10 protein-coding genes are annotated in these 12727 nt (G+C 61.5%); 3 read left to right on the plus strand and 7 right to left on the minus strand.

What is annotated here, in order from left to right; translation table 11 throughout:
- Positions 1-203: 203 nt before the first annotated feature.
- Complete coding sequence (locus F0184_RS16595; RefSeq protein WP_150497330.1) at positions 204-962, minus strand: SDR family NAD(P)-dependent oxidoreductase; 759 nt, start codon at positions 960-962, stop codon at positions 204-206.
- Between the two features lie 123 nt (positions 963-1085).
- On the opposite strand from F0184_RS16595, the gene F0184_RS16600 reads away from it, so the two are divergent.
- Positions 1086-1343 (plus strand): (2Fe-2S)-binding protein, encoded by a 258-nt coding sequence (locus tag F0184_RS16600; protein ID WP_150497331.1) that lies wholly within the window; start codon positions 1086-1088, stop codon positions 1341-1343.
- A 17-nt stretch (positions 1344-1360) separates the two neighbouring features.
- Positions 1361-1846 carry a bacterioferritin gene (bfr, locus tag F0184_RS16605; RefSeq protein ID WP_150497332.1) on the plus strand — a complete coding sequence of 162 codons (486 nt, stop codon included), beginning with the start codon at positions 1361-1363 and terminating at the stop codon, positions 1844-1846.
- 10 nt (positions 1847-1856) lie between these two features.
- On the opposite strand, the gene F0184_RS16610 is transcribed toward bfr, so the two are convergent.
- The 4 genes from F0184_RS16610 to F0184_RS16625 all read right to left on the minus strand — a co-directional run bounded on the left by F0184_RS16610 (position 1857) and on the right by F0184_RS16625 (position 6030).
- Positions 1857-2501, minus strand: a complete 645-nt coding sequence (locus F0184_RS16610; RefSeq protein WP_308809961.1) for an ATP-binding cassette domain-containing protein — start codon at positions 2499-2501, stop codon at positions 1857-1859.
- A 9-nt stretch (positions 2502-2510) separates the two neighbouring features.
- Positions 2511-4241, minus strand: coding sequence for an ABC transporter permease (locus F0184_RS16615; RefSeq protein ID WP_308809960.1), 1731 nt, complete (start codon positions 4239-4241; stop codon positions 2511-2513).
- A complete protein-coding gene (locus F0184_RS16620; protein ID WP_150497333.1) occupies positions 4242-5459 on the minus strand; it encodes an ABC transporter substrate-binding protein in 1218 nt (405 codons plus the stop codon). It lies immediately after the preceding gene.
- Between the two features lie 103 nt (positions 5460-5562).
- Entirely contained in the window at positions 5563-6030 is a 468-nt protein-coding gene (locus F0184_RS16625) for an Lrp/AsnC ligand binding domain-containing protein (protein WP_150497334.1), read from the minus strand.
- A 126-nt stretch (positions 6031-6156) separates the two neighbouring features.
- On the opposite strand from F0184_RS16625, the gene putA reads away from it, so the two are divergent.
- On the plus strand, positions 6157-9297 hold the full coding sequence (putA, locus tag F0184_RS16630; protein WP_150497335.1) for a bifunctional proline dehydrogenase/L-glutamate gamma-semialdehyde dehydrogenase PutA: 3141 nt from the start codon (positions 6157-6159) through the stop codon (positions 9295-9297).
- On the opposite strand, the gene F0184_RS16635 is transcribed toward putA, so the two are convergent.
- Together F0184_RS16635 and hrpB are read right to left on the minus strand one after the other, a co-directional pair.
- Positions 9298-10191, minus strand: a complete 894-nt coding sequence (locus F0184_RS16635; protein ID WP_150497336.1) for a DUF1186 domain-containing protein — start codon at positions 10189-10191, stop codon at positions 9298-9300.
- A 61-nt stretch (positions 10192-10252) separates the two neighbouring features.
- Entirely contained in the window at positions 10253-12724 is a 2472-nt protein-coding gene (gene hrpB, locus F0184_RS16640; RefSeq protein ID WP_150497337.1) for an ATP-dependent helicase HrpB, read from the minus strand.
- Between the last annotated feature and the right edge of the window lie 3 nt (positions 12725-12727).

Below are 12727 nucleotides of genomic sequence, written 5' to 3' on the forward strand. Positions count from 1 at the left end.
GACAGGTTATTGTTCGAAAGACTGATAACCGAACCATGCGGGAGGAAAATGAAGAATGCGTAAAATTAGCGGTGATCTTCCAGGCTGCCCCGATCCCTTAGTATTTGTTTTTGACGCGGCATTGATTTGATCAAATCTTATAAAATGCTGTAATTCTTCATGATAGTCTTTCTCACCCCATCAACTGCGGCGAAGGGTTAGCGCTACACGTGTTGACCGCCGTTAATGTGTATCTCGGCGCCAGTTACGTAAGACGACTGCGCCGTGCAGAGGAAATGAATCGTCTCAGCCACCTCATCGGGCCGCCCCAAACGCCGCAAAGGAATGTCGCCTATGAGTTTTTCCGTTCCCGGAGATAAAATGGCGGTGTCGATTTCACCCGGCGCGATGGCATTCACCCGGATCCCGTGCGGTCCGAAATCGGCGGCCATTTCCCGGGTCAGGGAGGCCAGGGCTGCCTTGGAGGTTGCATAAGCTGTGCCCGCGAACGGATGAACCCGCATACCGGCAATCGATGTCACATTCACGATCGATCCTCCCGCCGTTTTCAATTCCTCGAACAGTCCGCGGCCGAGCATGATGGGGGCAAAAAAATTGACATGAAAGACACTTCGCCATGTCTCCATTGCCGTTGTGAGGGAATCAAGGCGGGCCCCACCCTCGCCCTTCGGACTGATGCCGGCATTGTTGACCAGCGCATCGAGGCGCGAACCATTTGCGCGAAGGCGCTTGCGGATCTCGTTGACTGCATTGGTGACACTGCCTTCATCCGCCAGATCCACTTGAATGTGATCTTCGGGTCCCATGGGCCAGGGGCACTTGTCCGAGAAGGCATGCCGGGAACATGTAATCACACGCCAGCCCGATGCGGAAAAGCGCTTGACGGTTGCATGGCCTATGCCGCGGCTTGCCCCGGTGAGAACCAGCGTTCTGCGGTCATCTGTATTTGAAGGGTCGCTCATGGTATGGCCTGTCCGGTGCTGCGAAGGGGTGGAAAAAGTTGACTCATATACACTAGTTTAGCAAAGCGGGATGTACGCGAGACGCCTCCAGCGGCCTTTGGGAAAGCGACCTGGGATCTGTGAATGATCATCTGCTCCTGCAATGTGTTGTCTGATAAGCAGTTGCGCAAGGCTGCGGAGGAAATGCGCCAGGATCCAAATGGCCGGGTTCCAACACCCGGTGCGGTTTTCCGCCATCTTGGGTGCCGTCCGAGATGTGGGAGCTGTTTTCCGTCAGTCATCAGTATTATTCACGAGAATGCGTCCGATGCCAGCCATTCGGATGCGAGCACTGGCAGTGGCGAGCCGCGGCAACTGGCTTTGACGAAGGCCGCGGGATAAAGGCAGGGAGTGGACACATGAAAGGCGATGCGCTCGTCATAGAGTATCTCAACAAGGCTCTCCGCCATGAGTTGACGGCCGTCAATCAGTACTGGGTTCATTCTCGGCTTCTGGAAGACTGGGGGTATGGCAAGCTGGCCAGCAAAGAGCTGGAAGAAAGCAAGGAAGAGCAGGCCCATGCCCAGGATTTGATGGACCGGATCATTTTTCTCGAAGGCTTGCCAAATCTTCAGGTGCTCGATCCCTTGCGCATCGGGCAGTCTGTGAAGGAGGTTCTGGAGTGCGATCTCGCCGCCGAGTACGTCGCCCGGGCCCTGTATCACGAGGCGCGCGAAGTCTGCCGGGAGGCCGGTGACTTTGTATCCATGAGTATTTTCGAAACTCTTCTGGCCGACGAGGAGAGCCATATCGATTTCCTCGAGACCGAGTTGCACCTGGTCGAGCGCATCGGCATCGAGCGGTATTCGCTCCTTCAGGCCAAATCCGCGGACAAGGCGGGCTGAAAAAACCGCTTTAAAGATGCGTGATCAGTCCGCCGGCCGCATGGGCGTCCTCCTCGTCATGGGTGACCAGAATGACGGGCAGGGCGCGTTTGCGGGCCGTCTCAAAGACAAGAGACCGGATGTCCGCCCGCCGGGCCCGGTCAAGGCTTGAGAACGGTTCATCGAGCAGGAGCGCCTGAGGCTCGGACAGAAGGACACGCATCAGGGCGACCCTCGTCTGCTGTCCGCCGGACAGGGTGGCCGGGTCCCGCGCGGCGTATCCGGCAAGACCTGCTTCCGCGAGCGCCTGTTCCGCAGCGACGATACGGTCACGTTTTTTACGGATCGTTTCGGGCAATGCGAACAAGAGGTTTCCCATAACCGAGAGGTGCGGGAAAAGCAGCGGGGTTTGGAACATCAAACCGACCCGGCGTTCCTGCGGGGTCAAATGGGTGATGTCCCGGCCGTTCAGCAGGATTTCGCCGGTGGCCGCGAACGGTGGCTTTAGAAAGCCGGCGATGAAATCGAGAAAGGTCGATTTTCCGCGCCCGCTTTCCCCCATCACGGTCAGAACCGCGCCGGGCGGAACGGTGAGATCCATGCGCAGAAGCCGCTTCCCCTTCAAGGTGATCGTTACGTCTCTCAGCGTCAGGCCTTCGGCTTTGGCGGTCGTCACAATTGTTTCCTAGTGGGTCGACGTGGGGCGCATGCCCAGCCGGTTGCGAAACACGAGGGCGGGAATGAGCGAGGCGAGCGAGAACACGATGAACGGCAGGATGAGCTGCAGCATGGCATAGACGCCCAGCAGCGAACGGTTTCCGCCAGCCGCCAGGGCGAGGCTTTCCGTAGTCACCGTCGAAACCCGGCCCGAGCCGATCAGAACCGTCGGGAGATATTGTCCCACGGAGACCGCGAAACCAATGGCGATGGCCACCAGCAGAGGCGTCAGGAGCATCGGCAGGCGCACTTTTCGGAAAATCCGGCTGTTCGTTGCGCCAAGGGTCGCTGCGATACGGGCGTAGCGGGGGTCCTGATGCGCCCAGGGATCGGCAAGGGCGAGAAAGACATAGGGAAGAACGAACACGCTGTGCGCAAGCATCACCGCCAACAGGGTTCCGTCAATCTGCGCGTGAATGAAGAGAACCTGCAGGCCGAACAGAAAGCTGACCTGCGGGACCAGCAGGGGCAGGAACAGGAATTGCCGGAGCCGGTTCCCCGGAACATTTCCGGCACGGGTGTGGCTCTCCAGAAGCCAGATCACCAGAGCCGCGCAGCAGATCGCCGATCCGGCCCCGAGCACGAATGTTGTCCAGATGGTCGTGCCTCCCGTTGTGAGGGCTTCCCGCCAGGTCGCCAGTGTCAACTGCGCGGGAAAAGTGTCTGGAAACCACCATCCGCGCGCAACGGACCACAAGCCGAGGAGACCGAAGCCGCTGGCGGTCACCGCGACAAGGATGATGACAAAGGTCAGAACAAGGAACCGGGGGACCCGGTCGCTTGCTTGGCGGCGTCCGGTCCGAGACGTGCGAAAGAACCAGTTCCGTGCCAAACGTTCAAAGCCGAGCCAGATCAAGATGGCCAAGGCCGAGACCGCGATTTGAAGCACGGCCCCGGCCGACGCCTTCAGGCGCATCGCCGGATCTGGGTCGGACAGCCAGACAAGAATGCGGGGGGCAAGCGGCGCGGGTGTCGTCGGCCCGAGGATCAGCGCAACATCCACCACCGACGTCGAATAGGCCAGAACGGCGAGAACCGGAAGCCGGATTTGCGGATAGACCTGCGGAGCGGCCGTGATCAAAAAGCCGCGCATCCGTCCATATCCCAAGGATGCCACGGCCCGGCTGATGCTTTTCACATTCACCTGGGTCAACGCCGCGACCGTCATCAGGAATAGGAAGGGCACCTCTTTCAGGATCAGTCCGGCGGTCATGGTGAGGCCATAGGGATCGTTGAGGATCAGCAGATCGGGTGGCCGCTCCCATCCGCTGAGCGCGGGCGAAACGAGCCGGACCAGAAAACCGGAAGGGGCGATCAGGAATGCAAGGCCGAATGCGGCGGCGGCATGGGGAACCGAAAGCAGGGGCGACAGAAACCGGCGCAAATTGTCGAAAGCCCGCGTCGACGACCAGCCCGCTGTGAACAGAATGACAATCCCCAGGGACAGCGCCGTTGCCACGAGGCCGGTCCCGAGGCTGAGCGCAATCGAGGTCCAGATGCCCGGCGCGCTGAAGAGCGCGCGAAAGGCATCGGGAGACGGATCGGATGCGCCAAGGGCCGGCAGATAGCCGAACGCGGGAAGAAGCGTGCCCAAAAGGCCGGCGCTGATCGGTCCGGCGAGAAGCACAAACAACAAAAGCGTGGGTAGCTTCGGACTACCCGCGCCAAGCCCTGTTTTCATCTGGAACCGTTGGGCCACTCAGGATCCGCCGTAACGTGCCGCCCAGGCTTTCTCCAGCTCGCTCACCCACGTTGGGTGGGGTTCGGGCAGTGTGGCCCCCAGATCCTCCGGGGACAGGGTCGCAATGCCGAGGTCGAGTTCGTCGAACCGGGCACGGTCCTCGGCGGGCAGCGCCGCGATATCCAGGACCGTCGGGTCTCCCCAGATTTTCGGGTCCTGTTTGCGCGCCTGCGCCAGCGGAGACAACAGGAAATTGGCCAGTAGCATCGCGCCCTCCTTGGCCGAACTGTTGTAGGGGATGGCGACAAAATGCGTGTTTCCGATTGTGCCGCCCCGCAAGACGAAGCTGCGAACGGTGTCCGGAAGCTCGCCGTTTTCGATGGCACTCGACGCATCCGCCGGGTTGAACGAAAAGGCGATGTCGATCTCGCCGTCGCCTAGCAACTGGCGCATATGGGCGGCGTTCCGGGGGAAGGCCTGGCCGCCGCGCCACAGGGTCGGATGCAACTCGTCCAGAAAGTCGAACAGCGGCTTCACATCCTGCTCAAAGGTCGCTGAATTGACTGGCCGGTCGAGCTTCGACGGATCGTCGATCAACGTGATCAATGCCTGCTTCAGGAAGGTGGTTCCGAAAAACTCGGGCGGTTGCGGATAGGAAAACCGCCCCGGGTTTTCCGCCAGGTATTCCGCCAGTTCGGAAAGTGAAGCCGGCGGTTGGGGCAGGCGCCGTGTGTCATGCATGAACACGAGTTGCGCCATGCCCCAAGGGCTTTCCTGGCCATCGGTCGGGATCGTGAAATCCTTGATGACCGTCGGCTTGCCCTCGACATCGACATATTGCCAGTTCGGCAGAGTTTGGGCCCAGCCCGGTTCGGCCAGTAGGCGCAGGCTCTTCAGGGTGTTGAAATTCTCACCGTTGATCCAGACCAGGTCAACGCTGCCATTGGTATCCCGTCCGGCAGATTTTTCGGCGATGATCTGCGTCACTACATTAGCTGTCTCGGCGACCTTCACATGCTCGACCGTGACACCATAGATTTTATCAAGTTCCCCGGCAGCCCATTGAATGTAGCTGTTGATGCGCGGTTCCCCGCCCCATGCGTGGAAATAGACCGTCTGGCCTTTCGCTTGTTCCGTGATGTCGTCCCAGGAGCGGGGGACGGTGCTGTCGGCAAGGGCACCGGCCGCGCCGAACATGAATGCCGCCAGAAGGCCAGCCAGATTTTGTTTCCACATAGAGAAACCTCCCGTTGAATCACCGTGTTGCGCTGTTTGGACCGGTACTTCGCGATGGTCAAAACAAGGCTTCGTGACCATCCGGGACCGCCGAGCAGCCGCATTAGACTGGAAGAATATGGGTTTCCTTGATCTCTTCCATCACCGCATAGGTGTGCGTTTCACGCACCCCTGGCAGGGCCAGAACGACATCGGACAGGAACTGGCGGTAGGCGTCCATGTCCGAAACACGGCTTTTGAGAAGATAGTCGAAACCGCCGGCCACCATGTGGCACTCCAGAATGTCCTGTGACCGCTCAACCGCACGCTTGAAAGCATCGAAGATTTCCGGGGACGTTCTGTCCAGTTTGATCTCCACAAAAACCAGAAGCCCGCGACCAACCTTGTCCGGGTCCAGTTCTGCGCTGAAGCGGGTGATGAACCCCTCGCGCATCAGCCGCCGGAATCGCTCACCCGTCGCGTTGACCGACAAGCCGATCCGCTCCGCCAATTCGGTCGTTGTGATCCGGCCATCGGCTTGCAGAAACTTGAGGATCTTACGGTCTGTCTGATCAAGGCTTGGTGCAGGCATGCGGGTTTTTCATTTCTCTGGTAATTTCAACCAAACACTACCCGAACTTTGGTGAAACTTCATGATGTTTTGGGGGCATTATTCGGCATTCGCGCCGGGTGCGCTTGGATTTTGGGAGAGATCGGTATGTCAGCCAGTGCTGCCGTGGAAGACATCAAGCTTGAAAATGCTGGTTTTGAGCCGTTTCGGGCGGACTATGCCCCCGATGATCGGAAACTGGTTGAGCGCTTTCTTGGCGAAACCAGGCTCGAGGACGCGGCGGAGCGGCGCATCGATACCCTGGCCAGCGGCTATATTCACGACATGCGCACAGCCCCTGCGGGCTTGGGCGGTGTCGAGGACTTCATGCGCGAGTTCGGACTGACCACCCGGGAGGGCTTGGCGCTGATGGTCTTGGCAGAGGCGCTGCTGAGGGTTCCGGATGCCGCCACGGCGGACAAGCTGATTGAGGACAAATTGGCCGCGGCCAGATTCGATGAGTCCGAGGGGCCGAAATCCGACACGCTGCTGGTATCCGCCTCGTCCTGGGCACTCGGAATCACGTCCCGTTTGCTCCATCCGGGCGATACGCCAAAGAGCATATTGTCCGCCTTGGTCAAGCGGATGGGAATGCCCGCTGTCCGCACCGCGACCCGCAAGGCGATGCGCCTTCTGGGTCACCAGTTCGTGCTGGGCGAAACGATTTCAAAAGCGATTGACCGTGCAAAGGCACAAGAGAAGAAGGGCTACCGCTACTCTTATGACATGCTGGGCGAGGGCGCGCGGACTGAAGCCGATGCCAAGCGCTACTATCAATCCTACGCCGATGCCATCCGTACAATTGGTGCAGCGGCCGGCAATCGCGCTCTGCCGGATCGTCCGGGCATTTCGGTCAAGCTGTCGGCGTTGCATCCGCGCTACGAGGCCGTCAATGGCGATAGGGCACGCACCGAACTGGTGCCGCGGCTGATCGAATTGGCGGAAATGGCACGCGGCTACGACCTGAATTTCACGGTCGACGCGGAAGAAGCGGATCGGCTGGAGATTTCGCTGGATATCATCGCCTCGCTTTTGACCCACCCGATCACAGAGGGTTGGGACGGCTTCGGCCTTGCGGTCCAGGCCTATCAGAAACGGGGTGTTGAGGTGATCGATTGGCTCGTTGCGGCTGCCCGTCACAACAAGCGGCGGCTGATGGTGCGGCTGGTCAAGGGGGCTTACTGGGACACGGAAATCAAGCATGCCCAGGAAATGGGCGTAGACGGATACCCCGTATTCACCCGCAAGGCGGCCACCGACCTCTCCTATCTTGCTTGCGCGAAGCGCATGCTCGCGGCGCGGGATGTTCTCTACCCGCAATTTGCGACGCACAATGCCCTGACCGTCGCGCAAATCATGGAATTGGCCGGCAATCGTGAGGGCTACGAGTTCCAGCGCCTTCACGGCATGGGCGAAAGCCTCTTCCGGTCTATCACCGAGCGCGATGGCTATCCTTGCCGGATCTATGCTCCGGTCGGCGGACACAAGGATCTGCTGGCCTATCTTGTGCGCAGGCTCCTGGAGAACGGTGCGAACTCTTCCTTCGTCACGATTGTCGGCGACAGCTCAGTGCCGATTGCCCAACTTTTGAAGCGTCCGGCTGAAATTCTGCAAAATGGCGCGCGCTCGATCAACGGATCCATCCCGCAACCCCGGGATCTTTACGGCGAGGAGCGGCGGAATTCGGCGGGCCTCGAGCTGGGCTGCGCAAAACAGCGCGCTGCTTTAACCGCCGGGATTGCTAATTCGGCGATGCCTGCTGTCCAGGCACGTCCGCTTATACCAGGTGTGACGGTCACCGGGTCCGAAGCGGCGGTCATATCGCCGGTCGATGGCAAGACGAAGGCGGGCAGTGTGGTCATGGCCGATACCGGCCATGTCGAAGCCGCATTCACAGCGGCGGGCGAGGGCTTCAAGGCGTGGTCGCGGCGTCCGGTCGAGGAGCGGGCGGCGGCGCTGGACAAGATGGCCGATCTGATGGAGGCCGATTTCAACCGGCTGATGGCCATTCTGTGCTGCGAGGGCGGCAAGACGCTGCCGGACGGGATCGCGGAAATCCGGGAAGCGGTCGATTTCTGCCGTTACTACGCAGCCGAGGCGCGCGGATTGTTCGGCGCCGGACGTCTGATGCCCGGGCCTACCGGAGAGGAGGACCGGTACCGGTATCGCGGGCGGGGTGTGTTTGTTTGCATCTCACCCTGGAACTTTCCGTTGGCGATTTTTCTGGGTCAGGTCTGCGCGGGGCTTGTGGCTGGCAACACGGTCATCGCAAAACCGGCGGAACAAACGCCACTGATCGCCTATGAGGCGGTCAGGATGCTGCACCGGGCTGGCGTTCCGGAAGCGGCCTTGATCTATCTGCCGGGAGACGGGCGCATAGGTGCCGCTTTGACAGCCCATCAGAAGGTCGCCGGTGTTGCATTCACCGGGTCGACCGAGACCGCATGGGCAATCAACCGCGCATTGGCCGAAAAACGGGGGCCTATCGTACCGCTGATCGCCGAAACCGGTGGTATCAACGCGATGATCGTGGATGCGACGGCTCTGCCGGAACAAGTCTGCGACGATGTCATGATGTCGGCTTTCCGCTCGGCGGGTCAGCGCTGTTCCGCTCTTCGCCTTCTGTTCGTCCAATCCGATGTTGCCGACAGCTTGCTCACCATGCTGGAAGGCGCGGCCAGGGAACTGGCGCTCGGCGACCCGCGCCTGCCGTCGACGGATATCGGTCCGGTGATCGACGCCGAGGCGCGTGACGGTATCCTCGCCCATGTCGAGGCCATGAGGCAGGATCAGACCTTGCGCTATGCGGGCAAGGCACCCGGCGGGGATCTTGCTGGCGGGAGCTGGGTGGCCCCGCACATCATCGAGCTCGACAAGCCGGAAGCTCTGAGGAAGGAGGTCTTCGGCCCCGTCCTGCATGTCGTGCGCTATGAGTCCAAGGATCTGGACAAGGTGCTCGATGCGATCGAGGCAACCGGATATGGCCTGACGCTCGGGGTGCACAGCCGTATCGATGCGACGGTCAAGATGGTCGTCGACCGGCTGTCTGTCGGCAACGTCTATGTCAACCGCAATACCATCGGCGCGGTCGTCGGCACTCAGCCCTTCGGTGGCTCGGGTCTGTCCGGAACAGGTCCGAAAGCGGGCGGTCCCAACTATCTGAACCGGTTTGCGCTTGAGCAGGTTGTTTCGATCAACACCGCAGCGGCGGGGGGCAATGCCAGCCTTGTGGCGGCATCCGACGAGTGATCAATCCGGTCGCCGGCGCGGGGTGTTCTCGTTGCCGGCTTCCGATGGCCGCAAGAAGCCCGTTACCGCCTCTTCAGCGGCCTGGGAAATCAGGTTGCGGGAGACATCCTCAGTGGTTCCCGGCGCTACAAGGGCGGCGCGGTAAAAGTCATATTTGAGCGCGCTTGCCTGTCCGAATGGCACAAACCCGTTCCGGGCCCGCCATTCGGGCTTGTGGCGGACGTGCTGGGTGTTGGCTTGGGCGCGTGCACGCACGTCCTGATAGTCCCGGTCGGAAATGGCAAGGGTTCCGATTTCCGCCCGCCCGGAGCGCAAGGCGGTGTCGATTTCGGGCAGGAGGCCAGTCATTCCGAGATCGGCAATGACGTTCATCCAGCTCATCCAGAGCGGGCTGTCCGCTGGCGCGGACATCCACTTGGGCAGGCGCTGAAGGCGTGATTGCGCCGTCCGGCGGGAGATCCGCCGGGACAGAACTTCATAAGTCCAGGCCTTGAAGAATGCATCCCGGATCAACCAGTCGGCGGCCGATCCGGTTGCGATGTCCCAATAAAGCGCGCCCTTGCCGGAGCCCAAAGCCATAAGGAGACGCGGCAGTGTTTCACCGATCGCTTCGTCGCCGAGAATCCGATCGGTTTCTTCGCGCCTGTTCTGGAGAATTTCGATCAGCGGGGTCAGGGCCGTTTCGGTTTGTTGCGCGGCAAGAATGTGGATCCCGTAAAAAAGCGCCCGCTCCTCGTCCGTATCCAGTTCCGGCCCTGTTTGCACCCTGTGGAGGAGATTGACGAAGATTGTTTCTGACCGGTTATGATCCGCCAGGCATGCATTCAGGGTTGCCCAAGGCAAGAGGGCTCTTTCCGATAAGTCGGCAATGATCTTCGCCCGGTCCATCGTCATGATTGATCCATTATAGCGGACAACGCCCGGCGCGCGAGTGCAGATGCGCACCCTGCCTCGCTCAGTCTTTTCGGGCCTTCGCTCTCCGGGTCGGATCTGCTTCCGCCGGGTTGTCCGGCCAATCGTGCTTGGGGTATCGCCCCTTCATATCCGCTTTCACATCTTTCCAGGAGCCTGTCCAGAAGCCGGGCAAATCCCTGGTGATCTGGATCGGGCGCTGCGCAGGCGACAGAAGTTCGAGTGTCAAGGGGATGGTGCCGTTGCAAACGGTGGGATGGGATTTCAGCCCGAACAGTTCCTGAACCCGCACCGCCACCGTCGGGCCGGTTTCGGCGCCGTAGTCGATCGGGAGCCTGGACCCGGTCGGTGCCTGGAAGTGGGAAGGTGCTCCGCTGTCGATCCGCGCCTTGGTATCATACGGGATCAAACCGGACAAAGCTTGGCCGAGCAGATCGGCATCCACATCCTCTAGCCTTGTCTTTCCAGCCAGATAGGGCCTCAACCAGTCATCCAGGGTCTCTGCAAGCGCGCCATCTGACAAATCCGGCAACGCCGGGTCCCCGGCAGCCAAAAGGTAAGCTACCCGCGCCCGCAAGTGGCGTTGGTCCCGGCTCCACGGCAAGCGTTCCACCCCGCGGCGCCGGATCTCGGCGATCAAGGCGCCGGCAACGGCATTCGGGTCGGGCGTTGCGATCGTCCAACTCCCGATAACGACTTTATGATACTGGCGCTGCCGCCGGGCCTTGATCTTTCCCTCCGGCGTGAGCGTCACTTCGTCCACTTCCACAATGGTCGGGCCGAATAGGTCCTCGATGTCGGTCTTGTCCATTGGGGCGCAAAGCGCAATCCGGCCGCTCGCGGCCTTCCCCTGTATGTCGGCCACGCACAGGAAGGGGGCACTCGCGAGCGGATGGCTGTCGTCGAGTTGGGCCCCACGCCCATTGGCGAGCCGGAAACTGCCCGTTTTCCCGCGGGCGCCGGCAACGCGGTCGGGATACGCCAGCGCGAGCAGCCGGCCCGCCTGCTCGATCTCAAGCGGGTCCTTGCGTCCGCCGGCCAGCTTGAGCCAACGCTCCGCCATGAGACAGGTGTCTTTTGCCCGTTGAGTGGTGTCCCGGGCGAGCCAGGACAGGCGTTGACGGAGATCCGGATCGCGGCCGCCAAGGCCCGGTTCGGACACAAGGGCGGCAATCAGCGCGGCTGTCCATCCCTGGTCCTGCCCGATCGCGGATCGGATCATGTGTCCGAGGCGTGGATGCAGGGGCAATTCCGCAAGGGCTTCACCTTCCGGCGTCAAGCGGCCTGATTTATCCAGAGCGTTCAAGGAGGCGAGCAGGGTAACCGCTTCCTGCCAGCTGGCCGCGGGGGGCTGATCGGGGAAGCGCAACTGGCTGGGATCGGAGGTTCCCCAGCGTGCCAGGTCCAGCACGAGACCGGAAAGATCGGCTTCCAGAATCTCCGGCGTTTCCGCCACGGGCAAAGCAGATGTTTGGGCTTCATCCCAGAGACGGAAGCACACGCCGGGCTCCGTCCGTCCGGCCCGGCCGCGCCGTTGATCGGCGGAGGCGCGCGAGACACGCACGGTTTCAAGCCGGGTGAGGCCTGTTTGCGGTTCGTAGCGCGGCACACGTGCCAGCCCGCTGTCGATCACCACCCGGATGCCCTCGATGGTCAGCGAGGTCTGGGCAATCGCGCTGGCCAGAACGACCTTGCGCATCCTGTCTGGCGCCGGCCGAATCGCCTCGTCTTGCGCGCGCCCGTCCAACGCACCGTACAGCGGCGCAATCTGCGTGCCGGCGGGAAGTTTGCCGTCCAAACGCTCGGCTGTGCGCAGGATCTCGCCCTGGCCCGGAAGAAAGACCAGGATGGATCCGGGTTCCTGGTTTAATGCGTGCCGCACCGCGCGCACGGCCGCGTCTTCGATCCGCTCACTGGCCGGCCGGCCCAAATAGCGGGTTTCCACGGGAAAGCTCCGGCCGCTGCTTTCGATGACCGGCGCGCCGCCCAGAAGACCCGATACCCTGGCCCCGTCCAGAGTCGCCGACATGGGCAGAAGCCGGAGGTCGTCCCGAAGCGCGCCCTGGACGTCCAGTGCCAGCGCCAATCCAAGGTCACCATCGAGAGACCGCTCGTGAAACTCGTCAAACAGCACTGCTGCAACGCCGTTGAGTTCGGGGTCCTCCATGATCATCCGGGTAAAGATCCCCTCGGTGACCACTTCGATTTTCGTCTCCGGGCCGACCTTCGTGTCCATGCGCACCCGGTATCCGACGGTCTGTCCGACGGCTTCTCGAAGTTCCCCGGCCATGCGCCTTGCGGCGGCCCGCGCAGCGAGGCGCCGGGGTTCCAGAACGATGATGCGCCGCCCCTGCCGCCATCGGGCCCTCAAAAGCGCAAGGGGCACTCTGGTCGTCTTGCCCGCGCCCGGTTCAGCCACGAGGACGGCATTGAGCGAGTGATCGAGCGCCAGCAGCAAGGGGTCGAGGACCCCATCGATCGGGAGTTCGGTCGAAAACGTCAATTCGGATGTCATGAT

Source organism: Roseibium aquae, from assembly GCF_008711285.1.
GTDB lineage: Bacteria > Pseudomonadota > Alphaproteobacteria > Rhizobiales > Stappiaceae > Roseibium > Roseibium aquae.

Excerpts from the sequence above, each read along its gene's own strand:
- F0184_RS16600 (WP_150497331.1), top strand. The coding sequence starts at position 1,086 with ATGATCATCTGCTCCTGCAATGTGTTGTCTGATAAGCAGTTGCGCAAG.
- hrpB (WP_150497337.1), bottom strand. The coding sequence starts at position 12,724 with ATGACATCCGAATTGACGTTTTCGACCGAACTCCCGATCGATGGGGTC.
- bfr (WP_150497332.1), top strand. The coding sequence starts at position 1,361 with ATGAAAGGCGATGCGCTCGTCATAGAGTATCTCAACAAGGCTCTCCGC.
- F0184_RS16625 (WP_150497334.1), bottom strand. The coding sequence starts at position 6,030 with ATGCCTGCACCAAGCCTTGATCAGACAGACCGTAAGATCCTCAAGTTT.
- putA (WP_150497335.1), top strand. The coding sequence starts at position 6,157 with ATGTCAGCCAGTGCTGCCGTGGAAGACATCAAGCTTGAAAATGCTGGT.
- F0184_RS16620 (WP_150497333.1), bottom strand. The coding sequence starts at position 5,459 with ATGTGGAAACAAAATCTGGCTGGCCTTCTGGCGGCATTCATGTTCGGC.
- F0184_RS16595 (WP_150497330.1), bottom strand. The coding sequence starts at position 962 with ATGAGCGACCCTTCAAATACAGATGACCGCAGAACGCTGGTTCTCACC.
- F0184_RS16635 (WP_150497336.1), bottom strand. The coding sequence starts at position 10,191 with ATGACGATGGACCGGGCGAAGATCATTGCCGACTTATCGGAAAGAGCC.